This is a genomic window from Neisseria sp. HMSC066H01 (assembly GCF_001837375.1).
Taxonomy (GTDB): domain Bacteria; phylum Pseudomonadota; class Gammaproteobacteria; order Burkholderiales; family Neisseriaceae; genus Neisseria.
This window is the reverse complement of sequence record NZ_KV832193.1, coordinates 340,916-364,316: the sequence shown is the minus strand read 5'-3', so window position 1 is coordinate 364,316 and position 23,401 is coordinate 340,916. Positions and strand designations below refer to the sequence as shown.

The following is a 23,401-nucleotide window of genomic DNA, read 5'->3' as shown; positions in this document are numbered from 1 at the left end:
GATTACGCGCCGCGTTTTTCCAAAGCGGCTACGGCAGGCAACTCTTTGCCTTCCAAGAATTCGAGGAACGCGCCGCCGCCGGTGGAGATGTAGCTGATTTGGTCGGTTACGCCGAATTTGGCAATCGCCGCCAGAGTGTCGCCGCCGCCTGCAATCGAGAACGCATCGCTTTGGGCAATCGCTTCGGCCAATACTTTGGTACCGCCGGCAAATTGGTCAAACTCAAACACGCCGACCGGGCCGTTCCATACGACAGTGCCTGCGGCTTTGAGCAGCTCGGCCAAAGCAGCGGCGGATTTCGGGCCGATGTCCAAAATCATGTCGTCTTCGGCAACGTCGGCAATGTCTTTCACTACAGCTTCGGCATCGGCGGCGAAGGCTTTAGCGACAACCACATCGGTCGGCAGCGGAACAGAACCGCCTTTGGCCGCCATTTTCGCCATGATTTTTTTGGATTCTTCCACCAAATCGTGTTCGGCCAAAGATTTGCCGATGGCTTTGCCTTCTGCCAGTAAGAATGTGTTGGCAATACCGCCACCGACGATGAGTTGGTCGACTTTGTCGGCCAAAGATTCGAGGATGGTCAGTTTGGTGGACACTTTGCTGCCGGCAACGATGGCAACCATCGGATGAGCCGGTTGTTTCAGGGCTTTGCCCAAAGCGTCGAGTTCGCCCGCCATCAACACACCGGCGCAGGCAACTGGTGCGGCTTGGGCAACGGCTTCAGTCGAAGCTTGGGCGCGGTGGGCGGTACCGAATGCGTCGTTGACGAACACGTCGCACAAAGAAGCGTAGGCTTTGCCCAGCTCCAAGTCGTTTTTCTTCTCGCCTTTGTTGATGCGCACGTTTTGCAACATCACGACATCACCGGCGTTCAAAGTCGGTTTGTTTTCACGCCAGTCGTTCAATACTTTCACGTCTTTGCCCAACAGTTTGCCCAAATGCGCGGCAACAGGCGCTACATCGTCTTCAGGATGGAATTCGCCTTCGGTCGGACGGCCGAGGTGGGTCATCACGATCACAGACGCGCCGTTGTCCAAGCAGTATTTGATGGATGCGAGCGAAGCACGGATACGGGTGTCGTCGCTGATGTTGCCGTCTTTAAACGGTACGTTCATATCGGCGCGGATCAGAACGGTTTTGCCTTGAACATTTTGTTCGGTCAGTTTCAAAAATGCCATGATGATTCCTTTGTGATGGTTGGGAACGGGAATGTTTGGGATTATCCGCGAATGAGGCGCGACGGTAAAGATTGGCAACGGCCGCGCTTGATGTGAATCAGCAGATAAGGCCCGGGCCGTCTGAAACATTCGTCCAATCTTTGCAGATTTTCCGCTATACTTTGGCGATTGATTTTCATTTTACGGATTGAACCATGTTACGCCGAATTGCTTTAATGCTTGCCTTCGCGCTGCCTGCCGCTTCATGGGCGCAGACGCTTTCCGAAACCCTGCCCAACGGTCTGAAAATCATCGTCAAAGAAGACCACCGCGCGCCAGTGGCCGTTTCGCAGATTTGGTACAAAATCGGCAGCGTGGATGAAAAACCGGGCAAAAGCGGCCTGAGCCATGCTTTGGAACACATGATGTTTAAAGGCACGAAAGATGTTCCCTCCGGCGAGTTCAACCGCCGCGTGTCCGAGCTGGGCGGGCAAAACAACGCCTACACCAACCGCAATGAAACGGTCTATTACGAAAACGTCGCCGCCGCCAACCTGCCCGAAATTCTGAAGCTCGAAGCCGACCGCATGCACAACCTCAACTTCAGCGACAAAGAATTCCTCAACGAGATGAACGTCATCCGCGAAGAACGCCGCCAACGCACGGAAGACACGGCCGACGGCAAAATGTGGGAGCAAGCCTATCTTGCCGCCTTTACCCAACCGTCTATGCGCGCCTCCGTCATCGGCTACATGAAAGATTTGCACACCCTCAAAGCCGACGACTTGCGCGCGTGGTACAAACAATATTACGCGCCCAACAATGCCGTATTGGTCATTGTCGGCGATGTCGATGCCAAACAAACGCTTCAAACGGCCGCCAAACTCTTTGGCGATATTCCGGCCAAAGCCCAGCCGCCGCGCAACAAACTGAATACCGAACCCTATTTGCGCAAACCTGTTACAGTCAAAGCCACTTCTCCGGTCACACACCAGCCGCTGATTGCCATCAACTTCCGTGTGCCGAAACTCCAAAAACTCGATGACACGATGCCTTTTGCTCTCGACATCCTCTCCGATATTTTGGCAGGCAACGCGTCCAGCCGTTTTGATAAAAACCTCGTGCGCGGCAAGCAAACCGCATTGAGCGCAGGAACGCATTACGACATCATCAGCCGCGAAATGCCGCTGTTCAGCGTAATAGCCATGCCTGCCGAAGGCGTGAAAGCCGATACTCTGATTGCCCAGCTGCGCCAAGAAATCAAAGACATTGCCGACAACGGCGTTTCAGAAGAAGAATTGCAGCGCGTCAAAACCCAGGCAGCGGTCAACGAAATCTACGCCAAAGACTCCATGTCTTCCCAAGCCTCCATGATGGGCCGCCTCGAAGCGCGCGGTTTCCAATATACCGACGAACAAGAAATCCACCGCCGCCTGCAGGCCGTCAGCGCGCAAGAAGTACAGGCCGCCGCCCGGATGTTGACCGACGAGCGCATGAGTACCGTCATCATCGAACCGCAAAAACCTGCCGCCGCACCAAGCAAAAAAGCTGCCAAACGCCGATAAACATCAGGCCGTCTGAAAGCCCATACCCTTTCAGACGGCCCTAACAGAAAGCCACAACATGAAACCCACCCTGCTCGCCCTTGCCCTACTCCTGCCCTTAAGCGTCCAAGCCGCCACCGACATCCAACGCTGGCGCAACCGCGACGGCACCCAAATCCTCCTTGTCGAACGCCACGAAAACCCCATCATCGACCTTGAAGTCAGCTTCAAGGGCGCAGGCAGCGTCGCCAATCCGGACGGCAAAAGCCAAGTTGCCGAATTTACCGCCGCCCTCCTGACCGACGGCACCCAAGAGCTGGACGAAGAAGCCTTCAATGCCGAAGCCGACAACATCGGCGCACAAATCAGCAGCGACAGCAATGCCGAGAGCGCGTCCTCAGGCTTCCGCAGCCTCAGCAAAGCCGACATCCGCGACAAAGCCGCCAACTTGCTCAACCACTCGCTGACCCGTCCGCGCTTTGACGAAGCCGTTTTCCGCCGCCGTCAAACCCAATCCATTACCGGCTTGCAACAACAAGAAACCACCCCCGACTACACCGCCACGCGCGAACTGACCAAACTCATCTACCCGAAACACCCCTACGGCAGCGGCGCAAACATAACCGTTGACAGCCTCAAACGAGTTAGTCTGGACGACATCCGCGCCTTCCACCGCACCCACTACGGCAAAGACAACGCCATCGTTGCCATCGTCGGCGACCTCAACCGCAAACAGGCAGAGCAACTGGTCGATCGCGTCCTCAAAGACCTGCCGGCCAAAGCCACCGCAACCCACGCCATCCCGCCCGTTCCCAAACAAACCGCCCAACGCCGCGACATCCCCTTTGCCGGCACACAAGCACAAGTCCTGCTCGGCACCTCCCTCATCAAACGCCACGACCCCGACTATTACGCCCTCGTTGCCGGTAACTACATCCTCGGCGGTGGCGGTTTCGACAGCCGCCTCATGAAAGTTTTGCGCGACCAACACGGCTACACCTACGGCGTATACAGCAGCCTCGCCCCGGCGACAGAAGAAGGCACGTTTGCCGTTTCCTACTCCACCCAAAAGAAAAACACCAAAGCCTCACTGGCCGACACCCAAGCCGTCATCGAACAGTTTATCGCCGAAGGCCCGACCGAAGCCGAACTGAAACAGGCCAAAGCCAACATCGTCGGCAGCTTCCCCCTGCGCTACGACTCCAACGACAAACTGCTTAACTACCTGAGCCTGATCGGCCTCTACGACCTGCCCAACGACTACTTGGAAGCCTACCCCAAAGCCATCAACAGCCTGACCGTCGAACAAGTCCGCGACGCATGGCAACGCCGCGTCAAATTCAAAGACCTCAACACCGTCGTTGTCGGCGCAGAATAAAACGCTTTAAAACAACAGGCCGTCTGAAAGATTTTTCAGACGGCCTGTTGTTTTAATTATTCAAATCGTTTATGTTATCGTGATACAATCACTTGTTTTTTCAATTTTTGATCGTAAAAGGAATATATTTTATGAAAACTTACAAAATATTCAAAAATCCGACAGGTCAATATGAAGCTGTCAAACAAGGTTGGTCTTGGCCTGCATTTTTCTTTGGCGGCATCTGGGCATGCGTGAAAAAAATATGGGGTTTGGGTATCGGAATCTTTGTTGTATTTATAATTTTGAATTTAATCGCCGGTGACAATCCGGCCATGGGAAGCCTTGTCAGCGCACTTGGCTTCGGTTTAGGTATTGTACTTGGCTTACAAGGCAACAAATTGCGTGAAGGAAATCTGAAAAAACGCGGCTATCAAGAAGCACCTAAAATCATTCAGGCCAATAATCCGGAAGCTGCTGTCGCACAATACATTTCCGAATACGAAAAATAAATCGGATTCTTAAAACATAAAGGCCGTCTGAAACCTTGAAACAAGTTTCAGACGGCCTTTTTTTACCGGTTTATTACTTATTCAACCGTTACCGATTTAGCCAAGTTGCGCGGTTTGTCCACGTCTGTACCGCGTGCGAGGGCGGCGTGGTAAGACAGGAGTTGCACGGGGATGGTGTGCACAATCGGCGAGAGTACGCCGACGTGGCGTGGGGCGCGGATGACGTGCACGCCTTCGGTGGCGTTGAAGTTGCTGTCGAGGTCGGCGAAGACGAAGAGTTCGCCGCCACGTGCGCCGACTTCCTGCATGTTGGCTTTCACTTTGTCCAGCAGGCTGTCGTTCGGGGCAATCACGACAACGGGCATGTTCTCGTCCACCAAGGCCAACGGGCCGTGTTTCAGCTCACCCGCAGGATACGCTTCGGCGTGGATATAGGTAATCTCTTTCAGCTTCAACGCGCCTTCGAGGGCGATTGGGAAGTGGATGCCGCGGCCCAGGAAGAGTGCGCTGGTTTTCTTGGCAAATTTTTGCGCCCAAGCGGCGATTTGCGGCTCAAGGTTGAGAACATGCTGAATACTGCCCGGCAGTTGGCGCAGTTCCTCAACGTATTCACGCGCTTGTTCGTCAGAAACCAGGCCACGCTGTTTACCCAGGGTAACGGCCAGGCCGAACAGGACAACCAGTTGGGTCGTGAACGCTTTGGTAGAGGCAACGCCGATTTCTGCGCCGGCGCGTGTGTACAGTACCAATTCGCTTTCACGCGGCAGGGCGGATTCCATCACATTACAGATAGACAGGCTGTGTTTGTGTCCCAAGGATTGCGCGTATTTCAGGGCTTCCATGGTGTCCAGGGTTTCGCCGGATTGGGAAATGGTGATGACCAATTGTTTCGGATCGGCAATCACGTCGCGGTAGCGGTATTCGCTGGCAATTTCTACGTCGGTCGGCACTTTGGCGATGGATTCGAGCCAGTATTTGGCAGTCAGCGCGGCATAGTAGGACGTACCGCAGGCAAGGATTTTGATGCTGTGGATATCGTCGAACACTTCGCGGGCGTTCGCGCCGAAGTTTTCGGGTTCGAAACCGCCGTCCAAGAAGACTTCGGCGGTATCGGCGATGGCGCGGGGTTGTTCGTGGATTTCTTTTTGCATGAAGTGGCTGTATGGGCCCAACTCCAAAGAAGCCAGAGACAATTCGGATACTTTAACCGCGCGTTCGGTTTGCGCACCGGTTTTGTCGAGCAGTTTTTCGATACCGTTTGCGTTCAGCAGGGCGATGTCGCCGTCTTCCAAGTAGGCGATGCGGCGGGTAAAGGCAATCACGGCGGATACGTCGGAAGCGATAAAGGTTTCCTGGTCGCCCAAGGCTACCAACAGCGGGCAGCCCATGCGCGCAACAACCATTTCTTCAGGGTTGTCTTGTGCGATAACGGCAATGGCGTATGCACCATGGAAACGGGCAGTCGCAGCTTGGACGGCTTCAAACAGTTTGCCGCCGTTTTGTGTGTATTCGTGGTTGACGCTGTGGGCGATGACTTCGGTATCGGTTTGTGATTCGAAGGTATAACCCAAAGCTTGCAGGCGTTCGCGTTCGGCTTCGAAGTTTTCGATGATGCCGTTGTGGACAACCGCAATCATGCCGCCGGAAATGTGGGGGTGGGCGTTAGGCTCGGTTACACCGCCGTGGGTTGCCCAACGGGTATGGCCGATGCCGATATGGCCGAACACGCCTTTTTCGCGCGCGGCGTCCTCCATCAGCTGCACGCGGCCGACGCGGCGGACGCGTTTGATTTTGCCGTCCATGTTTACGGCAATACCCGACGAATCATAGCCTCGGTATTCAAGGCGTTTGAGACCGTCGGTCAGAAAATCGACTACATTGTGATTGGCGCGAATAGCACCTACGATACCGCACATATAAGTTCCTTAGTATCAAAAGTTTGAGAAAATGACTGCTGCTCCGGCTCCCGAAAGCGGCAGTCGGAAAACGCCGTTTTATATTCATTGAAACGGCAAATCTGGATTTCAGACGGCCTGTTGTTTCTTAAGGCCGTCTGAAAATAAATAAAAGGCCGGTTTTACTTCTTATCGCCTTTTTCCGGACGCACCCAGCCTTCGATGACGGTTTGGCGTGAACGGGCGAGGACGAGTTTGCCGTCTTCGACGTTTTTGGTAATTGCGCTGCCTGCGCCTGTCGTCACTTTGTTACCCAACGTTACGGGGGCGATTAAGACGCAGTTTGAACCGATGCGCACTTCGTCGCCGATGACGGTTTTATGTTTGTTCACGCCGTCGTAGTTGGCAATAATCGTGCCGGCGCCGAAGTTGGTTTTGCTGCCGATTTCGGCATCGCCGATGTAGGTGAGGTGGTTGGCTTTGGTGCCGTTGCCGATGGTGGCGTTTTTGACTTCGACGAAGTTGCCGATGTGTACGTCATCGGCCAGTTTGGCTTGCGGACGCAGACGGGCGTATGGGCCGATTTGGTTGTTTTCGCCGACTTCGCAACCTTCAAAATGGGAGAACGGGGCGATTTTGGTGTTGGCACCGATTTTGGCATTTTTGATCACGCAGTTGGCACCGATTTCGACGTTGTCGCCGAGTTCGACTTCGCCTTCGATGACGACGTTGACATCAATCACGACATCTTGTCCGTGTTTCAGACGGCCTCGTAAATCGAAACGTGCCGGATCGCGCAGGGTGATGCCTGCTTTGAGCAATTCTTGCGCCTGTTCGGTTTGGAAAATGCGCTCGAGTTCGGCCAGTTGGAGTTTGTTGTTCACGCCGGCGGCCAGATGGGAGGCGCGCACTTGGACGGGATGAACTTTGATGCCGTCGGCAACGGCTTTGGCGATGAGGTCGGTCAGGTAGTATTCGCCTTGGGCATTGTTGCTGGAAAGGCTGTTCAACCAAGCTTCGAGTTTGGCGTTAGGCAGAACCAAAATGCCGGTATTGATTTCTTTTACGGCCTTTTGGGCGGCATCGGCGTCTTTTTCTTCGACAATGGCGGTAACGTTGCCGTTGCTGTCGCGGATGATGCGGCCCAAGCCTGTCGGGTCGTTGGGCACGTCGGTCAACAGGCCGACTTCGTTGCCTGCGGCTTCGAGCAGGGTTTCGAGGGTGGCGGCGTCAATCAGGGGGACGTCGCCGTACAACACCAGCGTGCGGCCTTCGGCGGCAAGGTGCGGCAGGGCGGTTTTGACGGCGTGGCCGGTACCGAGCTGTTCGGTTTGTTCAACCCAAACGACATCGCGTTTGACGGTGTCCAAGACTTGCTCTTTGCCGTGGCCGATGACGACGCAGATGTTTTGGGGATTCAGGGAGGCGGCAGTGTCGATAACGCGCTCAACCATAGGAAGGCCGCCGATGCGGTGCAGCACTTTGGGCATTTTGGAGTACATGCGCGTGCCTTTGCCTGCGGCGAGGATGACGATATTTAAAGCTGTCTGAGCCATGATACGGTTTCCGTTGTCGTTGTTTGAGGCCGTCTGAAAAGTTCAGACGGCCTTGGGGATATTGTTATTCGGTTACTGGCTGTTGGTTGGCGAATTGCGGTTTTTGCCAGTTTTGGCCGCGTTCAGCGTGTTCCGCTTGATTGGATTGGACGGCGCGGCGCTCTGGGCGGAACTGGTTGTAATTCATGTTTTTAGAATAAGTACCGTCCTGATAAACGATGGGTGTGCCGGTAGCATATTTTTGGCGTACGGCGGTACGGCCGGATTCGGTGGTGTAGGTTTCCCAAGAGCAACCGGCCAAAACGGCGGCGGCGGTCAGGATTAAAGCGAGTTTACGCATGATGTTGTCCTTGTTTTTAAATGTCGGCAATACCGTGTATTGTACTTGATTTTTAAAAATTTCATGGCAGGTTTTGTGCAAAATCAAGCAAGCCCTGCATATCTTTCGCTATGCCGTCGGCAAATGGCAACGGATGGGCTTTTTCGCCGTACCAAACGGTCTTCATGCCCAAGGCTTTGGCTTGGTGCAGATTGTCGGCGCTGTCGTCCACCATGATGCACTGTTCGGGATTGATGCCCAACAGGCGGCAGACGTTGAGATAGGCTTGCGGATTGGGTTTGTAGAGCAGGCCGAAGTCGTCCGTGCCGAACAAGCCGTCAAAATGCGCTTCCAAGCCCAACGTTTCAACCAATGCGCGGACATAAAACGAAGGCCCGTTGGAAAATACGGCTTTTCGCCCTTTCAGACGGCCTAAAACGTCATCAGTTCCATCCATACCCTCCACCTTTGCCAAAATTTGCTTAAGCGGGTGACTTTCACGCAAAAATTCATCGATATCGACTTCGGGATGGTGGATTTGCAAACCGGCAAGCGTCGCGCCGTATCGGTGCCAATAATCTTGGCGCAATTGGGAGGCGGCCTCTTCGGAAAGCTTCAGACGGCCTGCCATGTATTCGGTCATGGCACGGTTGATGATGTAGAAAATGCCGGCTTCGGCATTGTGCAAAGTATTGTCGAGGTCAAACAGCCAAATGGGGGAATGATTCATATCGTGCCTTGATATGCAGATTTTGTTATGATATTTCGTATTTTACCCGTACAAAGGAAAGAGAATGAAACTGAAATTGTCCGCCCTCGCCCTGTCGCTGGCTTCGGCAAACCTGTACGCCCAAACCGAAGTGCGTTTGGCCGTGCACAAATCCTTCAGCCTGCCCCAAACCGTCATCGCTCAATTTGAAAAAGCCAACGATGCCAAAGTGTCCGTCATCAAGGCAGGCAGCGGCAACGAAATGCTCAACAAGCTGATTTTGAGCAAGGCTAACCCGATTGCCGATGCAGTTTACGGTTTGGACAACGCCAACATCGGCAAAGCCAAAGCCGCCGGCATCCTCGCTGCCAGCCAACCCAAATCCGCGCCCGTAACCGCGTCCCTGCCCGATGCGCTGGCTGTCGATTACGCCTATGTCACCATCAACTACGACAAAAAATGGTTTGAACAGAAAAAACTGCCCCTGCCGCAAACCCTACAAGACCTGACCAAACCGGAATATAAAAACCTTCTGGTAACCCCGTCTCCCGCCACATCCTCGCCCGGCCTCTCCTTCCTCTTGGCCAACATCGGCGGCATGGGTGAAGAAGGCGCGTTCAAATGGTGGGCGCAAATGCGCCAAAACGGCGTGAAAGTCGCCAAAGGCTGGAGCGAAGCCTACTACACCGACTTCACCCAAAACGGCGGCGCCTACCCCCTCGTGGTCAGCTATGCCACCAGCCCGGCGGCCGAAGTCCACTACTCCAAAGGCAAATACAGCACCCCGCCCACCGGCAACCTCTTCCTCAAAGGCGGTACATTCCGCCAAGTTGAAGGCGCGGCCGTTTTGAAAGGCGCGAAACAACCCGAGCTGGCGGCCAAACTGGTAAGCTGGCTGCAAAGCGGCGACGTGCAAAAAGCCCTGCCTGCCGAAATGTGGGTCTATCCGGCAGTCAAAAACACGCCGCTGCCCAAAATATTCGAGTTCGCCCAAACCCCGAAACACAGCGATTCCCCCAACCGCGCCGACATCAACACCAAACAAAAACAATGGGTGAGCCGTTGGAGCAAAACTGTTTTACGTTAAACCGAAAAACTTAAAAACACATCAAGGCCGTTTGAAAAAACAAATCATTAGTTTTCCAGACGGCCTTGTTTTACAATAACCTTTTAAACAACTTCACACGCACACACAATTATGAATTTCGATCTTCAAGCCCTCTCTTCGTTCTCCGGCTGGGAACAACTCGCCCAAACCGGCATGTCTTTCGGCACCAACCTGCTAGCCGCCTTAGCCATCTTCTTTATCGGCCGCTGGGTCGCCACGCGCGTGGTGACACTGATGAAAGCCGCGCTGACACGCGCCAAAGTCGATAAAACGCTGGTCAGCTTCCTCGGTAACGTCGCCAACATCGGCCTGCTGATCCTCATCATCATCGCCGCACTGGGCAAACTCGGCATCCCGACCACTTCCGTTACCGCCTTGATCGGTGGCGCAGGCCTGGCCGTGGCTTTGTCATTGAAAGACCAACTGTCCAACTTCGCCGCCGGCGCGCTGATTATCCTGTTCCGCCCGTTTAAAGTCGGCGACTTTATCCGCGTCAACGGTTTTGAAGGCATCGTCCGCGAAATCAAAATGGTGCAGACCTCTTTGAGTACGCCGGACAACGAAGAAGTCGTCCTGCCCAACAGCATGGTCATGACCAATAGCATCACCAACCGCTCCTCCCTACCCCTGTGCCGCGCCCAAGTCGTTGTCGGTGTCGACTACGCCTGTGATTTAAAAGTTGCCAAAGACGCCGTATTGAGAGCGGCAACCGAGCATCCATTGTGTGTTCAAACCAAAGAACGACCTGCCGTCGTATACATTACCAACCTTGGCGACAGCGCCATCGAAATCACCCTTTGGGCGTGGACGCAAGAAGAAAACCTCGGCCCGTTCCGATTCGCCCTGAACGAGCAAGTGGTTGAAAACCTGCGTGCCGCCAACATCAACATCCCGTTCCCGCAACGCGATGTCCACCTCATCCAGCCGAAAGCCTGATTTCAGCTTTCAGGCCGTCTGAAACCCGGCGGGCCAAGCGCCTGCCCGGTTTTACCCTTTTCTATTAAGGAGCCGCTATGTCCCACCTGCAAACCATCGCCGAACACCTGACCAGCCGCCGTCAAACCGTTACCTGCGCCGAGTCCTGCACCGGCGGCCTGCTTGCAGGTGCGCTGACCTCCGTTCCCGGCAGCTCGCAGTGGTTTCACCAAAGCTTCGTCACATACAGCAACCAAGCCAAACAAGACCGCCTTGGCGTCATGCCCGACACCTTGCTGAAACACGGCGCAGTCAGCCGCGAGACCGTCTATGAAATGGCTCGCGGCGCAAAAGCCGTCGCGCAGGCAGATTACGCCTTGAGTATTTCCGGTATCGCCGGCCCCGGCGGCGGCAGCGAGGCCAAACCGGTCGGCACAGTCTGGTTCGGCCTGGCCACGCCCGAAGGTTCGTTTGAGCAAACCGCGCTATTCCCAGGCGATCGCGAAGCAGTAAGGGCGCAAGCCGTCGAATACGCATTGGCTTTCTTGGCGGAACATTTGGTTTGATAGAAAAAACTCAGGCCGTCTGAAATCTGGAAATCAGGTTTCAGACGGCCTTTTTATCTATTCAAACCATCGGCGGATTTATACGCCCAAAAGCTCTTTGCCGAGGAAGCTGCCTTTTTCGACACCCGGCAGGACGAAGAAATAGCCGCCGCCAAACGGGCTGATGTATTCCTCCAGCGGCTCGCCGTTGAGCAGGTTTTGCACGAAAATGAAGCCGTCGGCAAGGTTGGCCTGATAGCAGATGAACACCAAGCCGACATCGAGCTGGCCGTTGGCGGCGAGGCCACGCGAGTAGTTGAAGGCGCGGCGGTAGAGTAGGTGTTTTTTCATGAACTCAGGATCGCGCGGATTGGCAATGCGCATATGGCTGTCTTTGGGCGTGATTTTACCGTCGGGGTCTTTGGCAAAATCGGCGGTGTCGCCCTCTTTTTTACCGTCCATGGGTGCGCCGCTGTATTTGCGCCGGCCGAAAATATCGGTTTGTTCCTGCATCGGGGTGCGGTCCCAAAATTCGACAAAGTGGCGGATGAGGCGGACGGCCTGATAGCTGCCGTTTTTCGTCCATGCCGGTTCGTCCAAACTGTTGGCGGCAACGCCTGTCCACAGGACTTGATCGGCAACTTTGGGATCTTCGACTTTGGGATTGCCGGAGCCGTCGCGGAAACCTAAAAGATTGCGCGCGGCAATGGCGCCGGGTTCGGCTTTAGGGAGCCAACCGTCTATGCTCCAACGGATGACGGCAAACTGGGCGGTGTTTTTGATGATGTCGCGCAGGGCGGCTTGGCAGGTTTCGGGGGAGAATGCGCAAATTTGCAGGCTGAGGTCGCCGTCGCACCAAGATTTTTGGAGTTTGTCGTTGGGGAAGTCGCGCATTTCCTGCAGGTGTTTCGGCTTTTTGTCTTTGAGGCCGAAGCGGTCGTCAAATAGGCTGCTGCCGACGCCGACGGTAACCGTCAATCCGTCGGGGCGGAATTGTTTGCCGAGGATGCCGCTGCCCGCAGGCGGGAGCTTGTCGTCGCCGTCTTGGTATTCGCCGCCTTGGGTGAGGAATTCGATGCGGGCGGTCAGGGCGCGGAACAGGTTTTCAAGTTGTTTGGCATCTTTGGCGGTAACGTCAAAGGCACACATGATGCCGAAGAGCTGGTGTGGCGTGACGATGCCTGCCTGATGCTCGCCGTAACACGGATAGGCCAGCTCGGAATGTTGGTTATTTTGGGTATTGGCGGCGGCTTCGCCTTGTTTTTTGCCGGCAAAATAACCGGCAACGCCGATGGCGCCGGCGGCAAGGGCAGTTTTGAAAAGGGTTCGTTTTTCGGGTTGTGCCGGTTGTTTGTTTTGGCTCATGGTCTGCTCCTTGGCAGGGAACGGAAAGATTGCAATCGTATGAAGTAAGGTCGGTTTTCAAGCATATTTGTGTGGGCGGCAATAAGATTCAGACGGCCTTTCAATATCCAAAGGCCGTCTGAAAACGCGTTATCTTATTTCAAACCCAAAATGCCGCGCAGTTTGGCCAAGTCTTCTGCCAAGGCATTAATCGGCGCCTGCAGGGCTTTGCGGTCTTCTTCGCTCAGTTTGTCGTACAGCTCGAAACCGTTCGGGGTTTTGTATTTCGCCAAAATGTCTTCAACCTGTTTGAAGTTGGCATCGGTTTTTTCCAACAACGCTTTGTCTTTGGCTTCGATCAGCGGACGGAACAAATCAACGATTTTTTTGGAGCCTTCCACATTGGCTTGGAAGTCGCTCAAGTCGGTATGGCTGTAACGGTCTTCTTCGCCGCTGATTTTACTGCCCGCCACTTCTTCAATCAGTTCGGACGCGCCGCCGACCACCTTACCCGGAGGGAATGCCAATGCGTCGATTTCTTTTTGCAGTGCTTCGACATCGGTCATCAGTTTGGCTGCAATTTCCTTCACGCCGGATACGTCTTTTTCTACCCAAAGGGCGTGTTCGATACGGTGGAAGCCGGTAAATCCGGCATCTTTCGCACCGTCTTTGAAGTCGTCTTCACGCGCATCGATGACGGGGTCGAGTTCGCTGAAAAGCTCGGCAATCGGTTCGATACGTTCGTAATGGACGCGGGTGGCGGCAAACAGGGATTTGGCCTTTTCAATGTCGCCGGCTTTAACGGCTTCGGTAAAGGTTTTGGTTTTCGCCACCAGCTCTTTAACCTCGCCTTGAACGTAAGCTTTATAGTCGGCGAGCGGTTGCGCCAGTTTTTCCAAATCGGCTTCGTTGGCAGTGTCTTTGAAGCCGCTGTCGGTAACAATCAGCTTACCGCGCGGATTGGTCAACAGGCCGCAAGTCATTTCGTATTCGCCCGGCAGCAGGGTAACGGTCATTTTGTCGGATAAACCCGGGGCGATGTTTTCACGCTCGTCCACCACCATCACGCCTTTCAGGATTTCCCATTCCAGCTTGCGGCCGCTGTCGTTTTTGATGTTGAACACGACTTGGCCGCTGGGGACGGTCAATTCCATCGGTTCGCAGGCAGTATCGTTCACGCCGATATTGACCGAACCGTCGGCATTAGCGGCAGCGGATGCGCCTGAAGCGGCAGGCGCGGCTTTTTCGGCTTCAGGCGGCTGACACGCGGTCAAACCCAGAGCCAACATTACGGACAAAGCAGTCAGATTGAATTTTTTCATTTTACTTCCTTTTTATTTAGTTAACGTTTTTGCCGGCGCACTGCCGCGCAAAAACCAAATCATGACGGGAACCAGATACAGCAGCCAAATCAGGACTTCGCCTTCGGTCGGGTGGTCGGTATAGCCGAAGAAACCGCCGAGCAGCACGCCTAAAGGGCTGTCTTCATGCAAATATTTCGATGTGTCGAAAGCGATGTCCTGCATCACATTCCATACGCCGGCCTCATGCAGCGCGCGAAACGAACCGGCCAGCAGACCGGCCGCCACCACAATCAGAAACGCGCCCGTCCAACGGAAAAACTTCGCCAAGTTCAGGCGCATACCGCCCTGATAAATCAGCGTACCGATGACAACCGCCGCCAACAGCCCCAACACCGCGCCTATCGGCATAGACCACGTCGGGCTTTGCTGGAACACGGCCAGCAGGAAAAACACGCTCTCCAAACCTTCGCGCGCCACGGCCAAAAACGCCATACCGACCAAGGCCCAGCCCTGGCCGCTGCCGTGGTTCAAGGCCGTCTGAACAGAATCCTGAAGGTGCTGTTTCATCGAACGCGCGGCCTTCTTCATCCACAAAATCATGTACGTCAGCATCGCCACGGCCACTAGGCCAATGACGCCAACCACCAATTCCTGTTCTTTTTGCGGAATCTCGCCCGTAACGGAATGAATGCCGTAACCGATACCCAAACACATGGCCGCAGCCAAAAACACGCCCAGCCAAACCTTCGGCATCAGCTCGCTGTGTCCCGACTGTTTTAAAAAACTGGCAACAATGCCGACGATCAGGGCGGCTTCGATGCCCTCGCGCAGCATAATCAAAAAAGCAATCAGCATAAAAAACTCTAAAGTGAAACGTTCATTTGTTAACGCATTTATAACGCTTTACGCTTAATAACGCAAATTATTTTCATTTTTTAATAATCCTATAATTATTAAGATTTTTTAAAATAAAATAACGAACGTAATCAATAAAAACTAAAAGGCCGTCTGAATTTTGTTTTTTCAGACGGCCTTAAAAACATTAACTAATTGTAAAAAAACAATAAAAAAGTTTCATAGTATAAAATTCTCTATCGGTTATATTTTCAAAATTTATCAAAAATAAAAGGTTGATTTACAGCAAGAATCAAAAGCAACTTATCTCATATAGTTCAAATACTGCTGTCGCAACCAGCAAACCATTACATAACAAATGCATAATAAAGGAACCTCCTATGCCACGTTTGAAACTCCACCAAATCGTTCTGGCCTTGGTCGTTTCTGCCGCGTTGACCGCCTGCGGTGAGAAAACTGCACAAACTACTGAAACTCCTCAAGCTGCTTCTGCCGCGAGCACTGCCGATGCTGCCGCAAGCACCGCCGCCGTTTCAGCCCCTCAAAATTCTGCCGATGTTTCTGACGAAGACAAAGCCCTGTTGGAACGCGCGCAAGCTACGTTCAAACCTTTGCCTGACTTAGCCGAAATGCAAAAAGTCCGTCCGTTTACCGAAGAACAGGTCAAACTCGGCCAACAACTTTGGTACGAAAACCGCCTGTCCAAAGGCAACACCGTCAGCTGTAACTCTTGCCACAACTTGGCAACTGCCGGCGTAGACAATATGCCGACCAGCGCGGGTCATAAAAGCCAATTCGGCGGCCGTAACTCCCCAACTGCTCTGAATGCCGCCTTGTTGGGCAGCCAATTCTGGGACGGCCGTGCAGCCGATGTGGAAGAACAAGCCGGTGGCCCATTGCTCAACCCTGTTGAAATGGCCAACGCTACCGAAGCCGATGCCGCCGCCAAAATCGCCGGTATCCCTGAATACCAAGAAAAATTCAAAGCCGCATTCCCTGAAGACGGCGCGGTTTCCTTAAAAAACATCACCACCGCATTGGGCGCGTTTGAACGTACCCTGCTGACCCCGACCCGTTGGGACGACTACCTGAAAGGCAACGTATCTGCCCTGAGCGAACAAGAACGCAAAGGCGTACGCGCATTTATGGACAACGGCTGTATCGCTTGTCACAACGGCGTCAACTTGGGCGGTACCATGTTCCAAAAATTCGGTTTGGTGGATGGCCCTTACTGGAAACACATCGACGATCCTAAACACGACAAAGGCCGTGCGGACGTAACCAAAAAAGCCGAAGACGAATTCTTCTTCCGTGTTCCCGGCTTGAGAAACGTTGAACGCACCTACCCATACTTCCACAACGGCAGCGTTTGGGAATTGGATAAAGCCGTCAACATCATGGCGAAAGCTCAATTGGGTAAAACTCTGGCTCCGGAAGAAACTGAAAACATCGTTGCCTTCTTGAAAGCCCTCTCCGGCAATGTTCCTGAATCTGCCCGAACCATGCCTGAGCTGCCCGTCTCCCACGATGTCAAATCCCAACCTGACAACAAATAAGGGTTAGCATAAAACAAAGGCCGTCTGAAAATCCGTTTCAGACGGCCTTTTGCTGCCGGCCATATGGGCGGCTTTGTTTCACGATTGCGCACAATATGGTAATCTTGAGCCGATTTTCACCATACATCCGAAAGGAACATCATGAGCCTGATTATTGAAGACTTGCAAGAAGGCCACGGCAAAGAAGCCGTCAAAGGCAAAGAAATCACCGTACATTACACCGGCTGGTTGGAAGACGGTACCAAGTTCGACTCCAGCCTCGACCGCCGTCAACCGCTGACCATCACCCTGGGCGTCGGCCAAGTGATTAAAGGTTGGGACGAAGGCTTCGGCGGCATGAAAGAAGGCGGCAAACGCAAGCTGACCATTCCTTCCGAAATGGGCTACGGCGCACACGGTGCCGGCGGTGTGATTCCTCCGCACGCAACTTTGATTTTTGAAGTCGAGCTGCTGAAAGTGTACGAATAAGCATTTGACGCTCCCAAAGACCGAGGCCGTCTGAAACCCTGTTTTTCAGGTTTCAGACGGCCTGTTTTTATCAAGATTCGGTATAATGCCTGTTTTACAAACAAACCATTTCCCAAGGAACCCTCATGCTTTTACCCGAACAAGTCAAAACCCTGATTGAAGGCGTTACCCCTTGCGAACACGTCGAAGTCGAAGGCGACGGCCATCACTTCTTCGCCGTAATCGTTTCCTCTTCCTTTGAAGGCAAAGCCCGCCTCGCCCGCCACCGCCTGATTAAAGACGGCCTCAAGCCGCAACTTGAAAGCAACGAATTGCACGCGCTGTCGATTTCCGTTGCCGCCACGCCGGCCGAATGGGCGGCCAAACAGGCTTAATTCGGAATCAAACAAAAGGCCGTCTGAAACTTCAGACGGCCTTTTTGCATTCAAACCCAAGCAGCCTCAGCTTCCGGCCTGCATCTGTTTTTTCGGGAAAAACTGCACCACGTTCTCCCCTTGCGGCAACACCAATTTCTTCACGGCATGGCCGTACACGGTTTCAAGCGTGATGTTCAGACGGCCTTCGTTGGCAAAAATCTTATCCACAGCTTCCTTGGCCGCCTGCGGATTGCTGAACTTCAACGCGTTCCACAATCCCAAGGTTTCCATGTCCTGCCAAAACGTCCCGGCTTTTTTATAGCTCAACTCAAGCTTGGCCGTGTCGGTTACCGGATCGTAAAAGCCGTTGTCGGCGAGCATATCGCCCAAGTCGTGCATATCAATCAGCGTGGGCGCTTCGCATTCGATGCCTTCATGGTTCAGACGGCCTGTCAGCTCGGTCAGGCTGTCGCGGCCAAAGTGCGTGAAAAACAATAATCCGTCGGTTTTCAAAGCAACGGCCCAGTTTTTCAATACCGGCAAAATATCGTCGGCGCGGCTGAGGCTGAGGTTGGCCCACAGCATATCGGCGGATGCTTCGGGCAGCGGCGCGGTCAGGGCTTGGCAATGTTGCGGAATGGTTTTGCCGGTCAGCTTCTGCCAGAAACCGCCTTTGCGCGCGGCGGCGGCGGTTTTCAAAAAGTCGGCATTCGGATCGTATTCTTCAAACACGGCGTCGGGATAACGCGCGGCCAGCAGGCTGCGGCTGATGTCGGCATCGGCACCAATCAGCATGATGCGTTTGGGTGCATTGCGGACCAGCTGCAGGCGCTCGTCGGTGTCTTGGGCGAGATGGCGGTGAATTTGCCAGCGTTTGTCTTGTTCGGTCATGGTGGGTTGTGTCAGCGGGCTTTGCCCGACAATATTCTGTTTTTATGGTTGATGTTTGTTTCAGACGGCCTTTTCGACAAAATTGCGGTAGGTTTCGGCAAATTCGTCGGCATGGCTTAAAAAGGGCGCGTGTGCGGCTTTGTCGATAAGGACCAGCTCGCTGTTGCTCAAATGGCGGTGTAAATATTCGCCCATGCGCGGCGGCGTAATGGCGTCTTTCTGTCCAAACACCAGCAATGACGGCGTTTGAATCAGCGGCAACAGCGGACGCGCGTCGGCATGGTTGACCGCTTCAAGCGCGGCCTGTAAGGCGGAAGGCGTGCCGCAGCGCGCCAAATCGGGCAGCACCCGGTTTAAGATTTCGCCGGAATGCGGCGTGTGCAGCAGTTGCAGTTGTAGAAACTGTTTAATATGTTTGGCATAATCCTGCTGGAATGCGCCGACCATCTTGCCCAAGGCAGGTTGCGCCAAGCCTTCGGGATAATCCGTGTCGGCAGTCAATCGGGCAAAACTTGCCGTCAGGCAGAGCGATTGGATTTTGTCGGGATAAAGCGCGGTCAGATACAGGGCAACCAGTCCGCCCAGCGACCAGCCGAGAATGTGTGCCGGCGTGTCGATTTGTCCGGCGAAGGCTTCGGCAACGGCGGCAATATCAAACGGCTCGGTAAAAGGCGCATCACCGTGTCCGGGCAAATCAAGCGCGCGGACGTCCCAACCGGCAGGCAGGCGCGGTATCAAATCGTCGAATACATGGCGGTTCGCCGCCCAACCGTGTATCAGATAAACTTTTTTGGCGGAGTGTGGCATGAATGTTCTTTCTTGGTGGCGCAATTTGAAACGGCTCAATGCGCGACGTTGCGTATTATGCCACGATTCCGTTTCAGACGGCCTTTGCCGAGGCTGCGCAAACGATTTGACGGAATATTTTATCGACGCGGCACAAAGCTGTCCTTTGTGTTTCCGCCATGTCGCGGGCGGGGCGGTGTGCGGCAGTTGTCAGAAAAAGCCGCCCGCATTTGATAGAATGTGGGCCTCGCTGTATTACGAACCGCCTGTCAGCAGCATGATACGTGAGCTGAAACACTTGGCCGATTTGGGCATGAGCCGTCCGTTGGCGGATTTGATGTGCCAAAACGCACCCGGCTGGCTGGCGACGGAACACTTCGATTTCGTCCTACCCATGCCTTTGAGCAAAGAGCGGCGGCTCAAGCGCGGATTCAACCAAAGCGAGGCGTTGACGGATATTTTGGCAAAACGCTACGGCTGGACGCTGTTGCCGCACCACGCGGTTTTCAGACGGCACGGCGAGCCGCAAAGTACGCTGAAAAGCGACGAACGTCGGCGAAATATCAAGAATGCATTTAAAATCAAAACCGAATTGCCGAAGGCGTGTAATATTCTGTTAATTGACGATGTCTTCACCACCGGCTCGACTTTGGACGAATTGGCGAAAACGCTGAAAAAATCAGGCGCAGGCCGGATTTGTTGTTGGTCTTTGGCATGGCCGCCAATGAAAAAATAGCTTAAAGTTTTTGACACCCATGGAACATTTCGGCATTATGCCACTCTATAAGTGATTGATTTATATGTTTACCATAGTTTTGTACCAACCCGAAATCCCGCCCAATACGGGCAATATCATCCGCCTGTGCGCCAATACCGGTGCCGATTTGCACTTGGTCAAGCCGCTTGGGTTTCCGCTGGATTCGTCCAAAATGAAACGCGCGGGCTTGGATTATCACGAGTTTGCCAAACTGACGGTACATGAGAATTTCGAAGACTGCCTCAAGGCTCTTGAAGGCCGCCGCATTTTCGCGCTGACCACCAAAGGCTCTACCCGCCCCGACGAAGTTTCCTTCCGCGAAGGCGACGTGTTGCTGTTTGGTCCCGAAACGCGCGGCCTGCCTGCCGAAATTCTCGACAGCCTGCCTGCCGGACAAAAAATCCGCCTGCCGATGATGCCCGGCAGCAGGAGCATGAATCTTTCCAATACTGTCGCCGTTATTCTGTTTGAAGCATGGCGACAAAATGGTTTTGCCGGCGGCGTATAACAGGCCGTCTGAAACCGCTGCGTTATCAACTCAAGAACGGAACCCGTTTTGACTTTTACCAAAAAAACCCTCCTTTCCTTAGCCGCCACCACCATCGGCGTCCTTTCCATCAATGCCGCCGTCGCCGACAGCGTGGTCCGAGTCGAAAAACTGCATCCTTCTGCCAACCGCAGTTACAAAGTTGCCGGCAAACGCTACACGCCGTTGACCCAAGTTTCCTCTTTCAGCCAAACCGGCAAAGCCTCATGGTATGGCAACCAATTCCACGGCCGTAAAACTTCCAGCGGCGAGCGTTACAATATGAACGCCCTCTCCGCCGCCCACAAAACCCTCCCTATTCCCAGCTACGCACGCGTGACCAATATGCAAAACGGCAAAAGCGTCATCGTCCGTGTCAACGACCGCGGCCCTTTCCACGGCAACCGTGTCATCGATGTTTCCCGCGCCGCCGCCCAACAATTGGGTTTCATCAACCAAGGCACGGCCAACGTTAAAGTTGAACAAATCATCCCCGGCCAAACCGCCGCTCAAACCATTATTTCCCCAAACAACAAAGAATTTTTTGTTGATTTGAAATCCTTCGGTACCCAACGCGAAGCACAGGCTTATTTGAACCAAGCTGCACAAAGCCTGCCGTCAGACAGCAAAGTCATGCTGGAAAAACGCAACTACGAATATGTTGTCAAAATGGGTCCGTTCAGCAGCCAAGAACGTGCCGCCGAAGCAGGCGAACGCGCCCGTCATCTGAACCTGGTATCCGCCATCTGATTTCGTCCGCGTTACCGCTGAAGTTTGATACAATACAAGGCCGTCTGAAACCCGATTGCAAGGTTTCAGACGGCCTTTTTTAATCACAGGGGAACACCATGATCAGCAGGCTCACAGGCAAATTGATTGAGAAAAATCCGCCGCAGGTCGTTATCGACGTCAACGGCGTCGGTTATGAAGCCGACGTTTCCATGCAGACTTTCTACAACCTGCCTTCCGTTGGCGAAACCGTCCATCTCTACACCCAGCTTGTCGTCCGCGAAGACGCGCATTTGCTGTTTGGTTTCGCCTCGGCCGAGGAACGCGCCACCTTCCGCCAACTGGTCAAAGTCAGCGGCATCGGTGCCAAAACCGCATTGGGCATTTTGTCGGCCATGAATGCCGACGAGCTGGCGCAAGCCGTCGCCGAAGAAGACGTCAAACGCCTCTCCTCCGCCCCCGGCATCGGCAAAAAAACCGCCGAGCGCATGGTGTTGGAACTGCGCGGCAAACTCGTGTCCCATACCGTTTCAGACGGCCTGTTTGCCCCTGATGCCGTTGCCGACGAAAGCCAAGACATCATCAACACCCTGCTTGCCCTCGGCTACAACGAACGCGAAGCCAAAGCCGCCACCAAAGGCATTCCCAAAGGCACGGAAGTCGGCGAAGGCGTGCGCCTGGCCTTAAAAAACCTGCTCAAATAAGGCCGTCTGAAACATGAAAACCGCCGTCCTGAGTGCCGCCTTGCTTCTAAGCGCGTGCGTTTATACCGAGACTCCGTACGGGCGCACCGCCGTCTTAGATATGCCCGTCCACTCGCAAACCACTGTCAACAAAACCGTGACCATCAACGCCCCGCCCGGGACGACCGTCATCTATCAAGACAGCGAACCCGTCCGCAATTACCCGGCCTATCCCGTTTATCCCCGCCGGGTTTATCGTTATCGATAAACAACGCTGACCGTTTGAAACATAGATTCAGACGGCCTGTTGAGAGACCAGCCATGAAATACATCCTTCCCCTGTTTTTACTCCTGAGCGCCTGCACACCGGACACCAAGACCGCCACGGATACCGCATCCGCCCCCAAAACACACGGCTTTGCACACCGCCTGACCGAAGGCGAAAAATTGTTGACCCAAGCCCTCATCAAACAAGACCTCGCCGCCTACTTCAAACACGAAACCGGCGGCGCATTTGCCGAACAAGCCCCCTTATTCTCGGCCCAGCAACTTGTCGAACAGAAAAACATCCCCCAAAACGATGCCATCGGCGTTTACGGCAAAATCATCAAAACCCAAGGCCGCACCGCCTGGCTGCAAACCGACAAGCAAACCCTCAAACTCGATTTGGCCGAACCGCTGCAAGAAGCTCAAGGCGAAGTTACCCTCGTCTGCCAACATGAAAACACCGCCTTCCAAGACTGCCAAACAGAAGAAAACTTCACCCGACGCTTTACCGAACAAATCTTCTCGGCGGTCGAGTCCGGACGCGTATCCGCCCAAACAGACGCACCGGCCGAAGAAATCATGGCCGGCCGCCTCATCCCGTTTTTGAGTGCCGCCAGCGACTTTACCGGCAACTTCAAAGCCTGCGCCACCACCATGACCGAATACTGCACCAGCCGCCTGGCACGCGAAATGCCCGAATCCGCAGTCCGCAAAAAAGCACAGGAATTGGGTTTGACCGAAATAGCATTTAAAAAGAAAAAATAAATATTTAGGCCGTCTGAACCCTATGGCGGCTGTGTTATAATCCGCACCTCATACAGGTCGGACAGACAGTCGCCGCGTATCGCGTAAGGCATACGGGGAGGAAAGTCCGGGCTCCACAGAGCAGAATGCCGGCTAACGGCCGGGCGCGGCAACGCGACGGAAAGTGGAACAGAAAGCAATACCGCCGATGATTGCCTTTGGGCAAAACAGGTAAGGGTGAAAAGGTGCGGTAAGAGCGCACCGTGCATTTGGTAACAAAGCGCAGCAGGCTAAACCCCATTCGGAGCAAGACCAAACAGAACGCGATGACGCTGCTCGCCGAGCGTTCGGGTAGGTTGCTTGAGCACACCAGCAATGATGTGCCTAGAGGAATGACTGTCCGCGACAGAACCCGGCTTACCGTCCGAGCTGTATGTCCCCATACCGCGGAAGGTTTTTAAAACCTTCCGCATTTTTATCGAAATAAAAAGGCCGTCTGAAACCTGAATCTTGGT

The 23,401-nt window shown here is 54.0% G+C and carries 25 protein-coding genes and 1 other RNA gene; 16 read left to right on the top strand and 10 right to left on the bottom strand.

The annotated features are described in order from the left end of the window. Nucleotides 1-2: 2 nt before the first annotated feature. The gene (locus HMPREF2551_RS04115; RefSeq protein ID WP_036493913.1) at nucleotides 3-1,181 is read right to left on the bottom strand and encodes a phosphoglycerate kinase; all 1,179 of its coding nucleotides are present in this window, start codon (nucleotides 1,179-1,181) and stop codon (nucleotides 3-5) included. Nucleotides 1,182-1,375: 194 nt separating this feature from the next. Here HMPREF2551_RS04115 and HMPREF2551_RS04110 point away from each other — a divergent pair, with 194 nt between their 5' ends. From HMPREF2551_RS04110 to HMPREF2551_RS04100, 3 genes are all read left to right on the top strand, one after another. Further along, a complete protein-coding gene (locus HMPREF2551_RS04110; RefSeq protein WP_070837311.1) occupies nucleotides 1,376-2,725 on the top strand; it encodes a M16 family metallopeptidase in 1,350 nt (449 codons plus the stop codon). A 58-nt stretch (nucleotides 2,726-2,783) separates the two neighbouring features. After that, on the top strand, nucleotides 2,784-4,082 hold the full coding sequence (locus HMPREF2551_RS04105) for a M16 family metallopeptidase (protein WP_070837309.1): 1,299 nt from the start codon (nucleotides 2,784-2,786) through the stop codon (nucleotides 4,080-4,082). A gap of 131 nt (nucleotides 4,083-4,213) precedes the next feature. Beyond that, nucleotides 4,214-4,573: a DUF2628 domain-containing protein gene (locus HMPREF2551_RS04100; protein WP_070837307.1), complete on the top strand. Its 360-nt coding sequence runs from the start codon at nucleotides 4,214-4,216 to the stop codon at nucleotides 4,571-4,573. 77 nt (nucleotides 4,574-4,650) lie between these two features. Here HMPREF2551_RS04100 and glmS read toward each other — a convergent pair whose 3' ends face one another. The 4 genes from glmS to HMPREF2551_RS04080 all read right to left on the bottom strand — a co-directional run bounded on the left by glmS (nucleotide 4,651) and on the right by HMPREF2551_RS04080 (nucleotide 9,073). Continuing rightward, entirely contained in the window at nucleotides 4,651-6,489 is a 1,839-nt protein-coding gene (glmS, locus tag HMPREF2551_RS04095) for a glutamine--fructose-6-phosphate transaminase (isomerizing) (RefSeq protein ID WP_049349140.1), read from the bottom strand. 161 nt (nucleotides 6,490-6,650) lie between these two features. Beyond that, nucleotides 6,651-8,024, bottom strand: a complete 1,374-nt coding sequence (gene glmU, locus HMPREF2551_RS04090) for a bifunctional UDP-N-acetylglucosamine diphosphorylase/glucosamine-1-phosphate N-acetyltransferase GlmU (RefSeq protein ID WP_070837305.1) — start codon at nucleotides 8,022-8,024, stop codon at nucleotides 6,651-6,653. A 64-nt stretch (nucleotides 8,025-8,088) separates the two neighbouring features. Next, on the bottom strand, nucleotides 8,089-8,364 hold the full coding sequence (locus HMPREF2551_RS04085; RefSeq protein WP_070837346.1) for a membrane lipoprotein lipid attachment site-containing protein: 276 nt from the start codon (nucleotides 8,362-8,364) through the stop codon (nucleotides 8,089-8,091). Nucleotides 8,365-8,425: 61 nt separating this feature from the next. After that, a complete protein-coding gene (locus HMPREF2551_RS04080) occupies nucleotides 8,426-9,073 on the bottom strand; it encodes a pyrimidine 5'-nucleotidase (RefSeq protein ID WP_070837303.1) in 648 nt (215 codons plus the stop codon). A 64-nt stretch (nucleotides 9,074-9,137) separates the two neighbouring features. Here HMPREF2551_RS04080 and HMPREF2551_RS04075 point away from each other — a divergent pair, with 64 nt between their 5' ends. The 3 genes from HMPREF2551_RS04075 (at nucleotide 9,138) to HMPREF2551_RS04065 (ending at nucleotide 11,641) form a co-directional block, all read left to right on the top strand. Next, a complete protein-coding gene (locus HMPREF2551_RS04075) occupies nucleotides 9,138-10,139 on the top strand; it encodes a thiamine ABC transporter substrate-binding protein (RefSeq protein WP_070837302.1) in 1,002 nt (333 codons plus the stop codon). A gap of 111 nt (nucleotides 10,140-10,250) precedes the next feature. Beyond that, nucleotides 10,251-11,096, top strand: a complete 846-nt coding sequence (locus tag HMPREF2551_RS04070; protein WP_070837301.1) for a mechanosensitive ion channel family protein — start codon at nucleotides 10,251-10,253, stop codon at nucleotides 11,094-11,096. Between the two features lie 77 nt (nucleotides 11,097-11,173). After that, on the top strand, nucleotides 11,174-11,641 hold the full coding sequence (locus HMPREF2551_RS04065) for a CinA family protein (RefSeq protein ID WP_070837298.1): 468 nt from the start codon (nucleotides 11,174-11,176) through the stop codon (nucleotides 11,639-11,641). A 78-nt stretch (nucleotides 11,642-11,719) separates the two neighbouring features. Here the strand turns inward: HMPREF2551_RS04065 and efeB are convergent, their stop codons facing one another. The 3 genes from efeB to efeU form a co-directional block, all read right to left on the bottom strand. Next, nucleotides 11,720-12,985: an iron uptake transporter deferrochelatase/peroxidase subunit gene (gene efeB / locus HMPREF2551_RS04060; RefSeq protein ID WP_070837296.1), complete on the bottom strand. Its 1,266-nt coding sequence runs from the start codon at nucleotides 12,983-12,985 to the stop codon at nucleotides 11,720-11,722. Nucleotides 12,986-13,119: 134 nt separating this feature from the next. After that, nucleotides 13,120-14,286 (bottom strand): iron uptake system protein EfeO, encoded by a 1,167-nt coding sequence (efeO, locus tag HMPREF2551_RS04055; protein WP_004519217.1) that lies wholly within the window; start codon nucleotides 14,284-14,286, stop codon nucleotides 13,120-13,122. A gap of 12 nt (nucleotides 14,287-14,298) precedes the next feature. Beyond that, nucleotides 14,299-15,123, bottom strand: coding sequence for an iron uptake transporter permease EfeU (gene efeU, locus HMPREF2551_RS04050; RefSeq protein WP_070837294.1), 825 nt, complete (start codon nucleotides 15,121-15,123; stop codon nucleotides 14,299-14,301). A gap of 380 nt (nucleotides 15,124-15,503) precedes the next feature. Here efeU and HMPREF2551_RS04045 point away from each other — a divergent pair, with 380 nt between their 5' ends. The 3 genes from HMPREF2551_RS04045 to HMPREF2551_RS04035 all read left to right on the top strand — a co-directional run bounded on the left by HMPREF2551_RS04045 (nucleotide 15,504) and on the right by HMPREF2551_RS04035 (nucleotide 17,521). Continuing rightward, nucleotides 15,504-16,679 carry a cytochrome-c peroxidase gene (locus tag HMPREF2551_RS04045; RefSeq protein WP_070837292.1) on the top strand — a complete coding sequence of 392 codons (1,176 nt, stop codon included), beginning with the start codon at nucleotides 15,504-15,506 and terminating at the stop codon, nucleotides 16,677-16,679. 138 nt (nucleotides 16,680-16,817) lie between these two features. Further along, entirely contained in the window at nucleotides 16,818-17,147 is a 330-nt protein-coding gene (locus HMPREF2551_RS04040) for an FKBP-type peptidyl-prolyl cis-trans isomerase (RefSeq protein ID WP_094192864.1), read from the top strand. 125 nt (nucleotides 17,148-17,272) lie between these two features. Continuing rightward, nucleotides 17,273-17,521 (top strand): BolA family protein, encoded by a 249-nt coding sequence (locus HMPREF2551_RS04035; protein WP_003686612.1) that lies wholly within the window; start codon nucleotides 17,273-17,275, stop codon nucleotides 17,519-17,521. A gap of 66 nt (nucleotides 17,522-17,587) precedes the next feature. Here the strand turns inward: HMPREF2551_RS04035 and HMPREF2551_RS04030 are convergent, their stop codons facing one another. Continuing rightward, the gene (locus HMPREF2551_RS04030) at nucleotides 17,588-18,394 is read right to left on the bottom strand and encodes a class I SAM-dependent methyltransferase (protein ID WP_070837290.1); all 807 of its coding nucleotides are present in this window, start codon (nucleotides 18,392-18,394) and stop codon (nucleotides 17,588-17,590) included. Nucleotides 18,395-18,454: 60 nt separating this feature from the next. Then, nucleotides 18,455-19,201, bottom strand: a complete 747-nt coding sequence (gene bioH / locus HMPREF2551_RS04025) for a pimeloyl-ACP methyl ester esterase BioH (RefSeq protein ID WP_070624861.1) — start codon at nucleotides 19,199-19,201, stop codon at nucleotides 18,455-18,457. Here bioH and HMPREF2551_RS04020 point away from each other — a divergent pair. From HMPREF2551_RS04020 to rnpB, 7 genes are all read left to right on the top strand, one after another. Further along, on the top strand, nucleotides 19,200-19,916 hold the full coding sequence (locus HMPREF2551_RS04020) for a ComF family protein (RefSeq protein ID WP_070837288.1): 717 nt from the start codon (nucleotides 19,200-19,202) through the stop codon (nucleotides 19,914-19,916). The two genes, bioH and HMPREF2551_RS04020, sit on opposite strands and share 2 nt — an antisense overlap. A 64-nt stretch (nucleotides 19,917-19,980) precedes the next feature. Further along, a complete protein-coding gene (trmL, locus tag HMPREF2551_RS04015; protein ID WP_036492475.1) occupies nucleotides 19,981-20,445 on the top strand; it encodes a tRNA (uridine(34)/cytosine(34)/5-carboxymethylaminomethyluridine(34)-2'-O)-methyltransferase TrmL in 465 nt (154 codons plus the stop codon). 48 nt (nucleotides 20,446-20,493) lie between these two features. Beyond that, nucleotides 20,494-21,213, top strand: coding sequence for a septal ring lytic transglycosylase RlpA family protein (locus HMPREF2551_RS04010; RefSeq protein ID WP_070813672.1), 720 nt, complete (start codon nucleotides 20,494-20,496; stop codon nucleotides 21,211-21,213). Nucleotides 21,214-21,311: 98 nt separating this feature from the next. After that, nucleotides 21,312-21,896, top strand: coding sequence for a Holliday junction branch migration protein RuvA (ruvA, locus tag HMPREF2551_RS04005; protein WP_049335658.1), 585 nt, complete (start codon nucleotides 21,312-21,314; stop codon nucleotides 21,894-21,896). A gap of 13 nt (nucleotides 21,897-21,909) precedes the next feature. Beyond that, nucleotides 21,910-22,143, top strand: a complete 234-nt coding sequence (locus HMPREF2551_RS04000; protein ID WP_070813673.1) for a methionine-binding protein — start codon at nucleotides 21,910-21,912, stop codon at nucleotides 22,141-22,143. Nucleotides 22,144-22,196: 53 nt separating this feature from the next. Further along, on the top strand, nucleotides 22,197-22,907 hold the full coding sequence (locus HMPREF2551_RS03995; RefSeq protein WP_070813674.1) for a hypothetical protein: 711 nt from the start codon (nucleotides 22,197-22,199) through the stop codon (nucleotides 22,905-22,907). A gap of 53 nt (nucleotides 22,908-22,960) precedes the next feature. Further along, an RNA gene (gene rnpB, locus HMPREF2551_RS03990) (RNase P RNA component class A) lies at nucleotides 22,961-23,322 on the top strand. Nucleotides 23,323-23,401: the final 79 nt, after the last annotated feature.

Coding starts and splice junctions, on each gene's coding strand:
- HMPREF2551_RS04115 (WP_036493913.1), bottom strand. CDS start 1,181: ATGGCATTTTTGAAACTGACCGAACAAAATGTTCAAGGCAAAACCGTT.
- HMPREF2551_RS04110 (WP_070837311.1), top strand. CDS start 1,376: ATGTTACGCCGAATTGCTTTAATGCTTGCCTTCGCGCTGCCTGCCGCT.
- HMPREF2551_RS04105 (WP_070837309.1), top strand. CDS start 2,784: ATGAAACCCACCCTGCTCGCCCTTGCCCTACTCCTGCCCTTAAGCGTC.
- HMPREF2551_RS04100 (WP_070837307.1), top strand. CDS start 4,214: ATGAAAACTTACAAAATATTCAAAAATCCGACAGGTCAATATGAAGCT.
- glmS (WP_049349140.1), bottom strand. CDS start 6,489: ATGTGCGGTATCGTAGGTGCTATTCGCGCCAATCACAATGTAGTCGAT.
- glmU (WP_070837305.1), bottom strand. CDS start 8,024: ATGGCTCAGACAGCTTTAAATATCGTCATCCTCGCCGCAGGCAAAGGC.
- HMPREF2551_RS04085 (WP_070837346.1), bottom strand. CDS start 8,364: ATGCGTAAACTCGCTTTAATCCTGACCGCCGCCGCCGTTTTGGCCGGT.
- HMPREF2551_RS04080 (WP_070837303.1), bottom strand. CDS start 9,073: ATGAATCATTCCCCCATTTGGCTGTTTGACCTCGACAATACTTTGCAC.
- HMPREF2551_RS04075 (WP_070837302.1), top strand. CDS start 9,138: ATGAAACTGAAATTGTCCGCCCTCGCCCTGTCGCTGGCTTCGGCAAAC.
- HMPREF2551_RS04070 (WP_070837301.1), top strand. CDS start 10,251: ATGAATTTCGATCTTCAAGCCCTCTCTTCGTTCTCCGGCTGGGAACAA.
- HMPREF2551_RS04065 (WP_070837298.1), top strand. CDS start 11,174: ATGTCCCACCTGCAAACCATCGCCGAACACCTGACCAGCCGCCGTCAA.
- efeB (WP_070837296.1), bottom strand. CDS start 12,985: ATGAGCCAAAACAAACAACCGGCACAACCCGAAAAACGAACCCTTTTC.
- efeO (WP_004519217.1), bottom strand. CDS start 14,286: ATGAAAAAATTCAATCTGACTGCTTTGTCCGTAATGTTGGCTCTGGGT.
- efeU (WP_070837294.1), bottom strand. CDS start 15,123: ATGCTGATTGCTTTTTTGATTATGCTGCGCGAGGGCATCGAAGCCGCC.
- HMPREF2551_RS04045 (WP_070837292.1), top strand. CDS start 15,504: ATGCCACGTTTGAAACTCCACCAAATCGTTCTGGCCTTGGTCGTTTCT.
- HMPREF2551_RS04035 (WP_003686612.1), top strand. CDS start 17,273: ATGCTTTTACCCGAACAAGTCAAAACCCTGATTGAAGGCGTTACCCCT.
- HMPREF2551_RS04030 (WP_070837290.1), bottom strand. CDS start 18,394: ATGACCGAACAAGACAAACGCTGGCAAATTCACCGCCATCTCGCCCAA.
- HMPREF2551_RS04020 (WP_070837288.1), top strand. CDS start 19,200: ATGAATGTTCTTTCTTGGTGGCGCAATTTGAAACGGCTCAATGCGCGA.
- bioH (WP_070624861.1), bottom strand. CDS start 19,201: ATGCCACACTCCGCCAAAAAAGTTTATCTGATACACGGTTGGGCGGCG.
- trmL (WP_036492475.1), top strand. CDS start 19,981: ATGTTTACCATAGTTTTGTACCAACCCGAAATCCCGCCCAATACGGGC.
- ruvA (WP_049335658.1), top strand. CDS start 21,312: ATGATCAGCAGGCTCACAGGCAAATTGATTGAGAAAAATCCGCCGCAG.
- HMPREF2551_RS04000 (WP_070813673.1), top strand. CDS start 21,910: ATGAAAACCGCCGTCCTGAGTGCCGCCTTGCTTCTAAGCGCGTGCGTT.
- HMPREF2551_RS03995 (WP_070813674.1), top strand. CDS start 22,197: ATGAAATACATCCTTCCCCTGTTTTTACTCCTGAGCGCCTGCACACCG.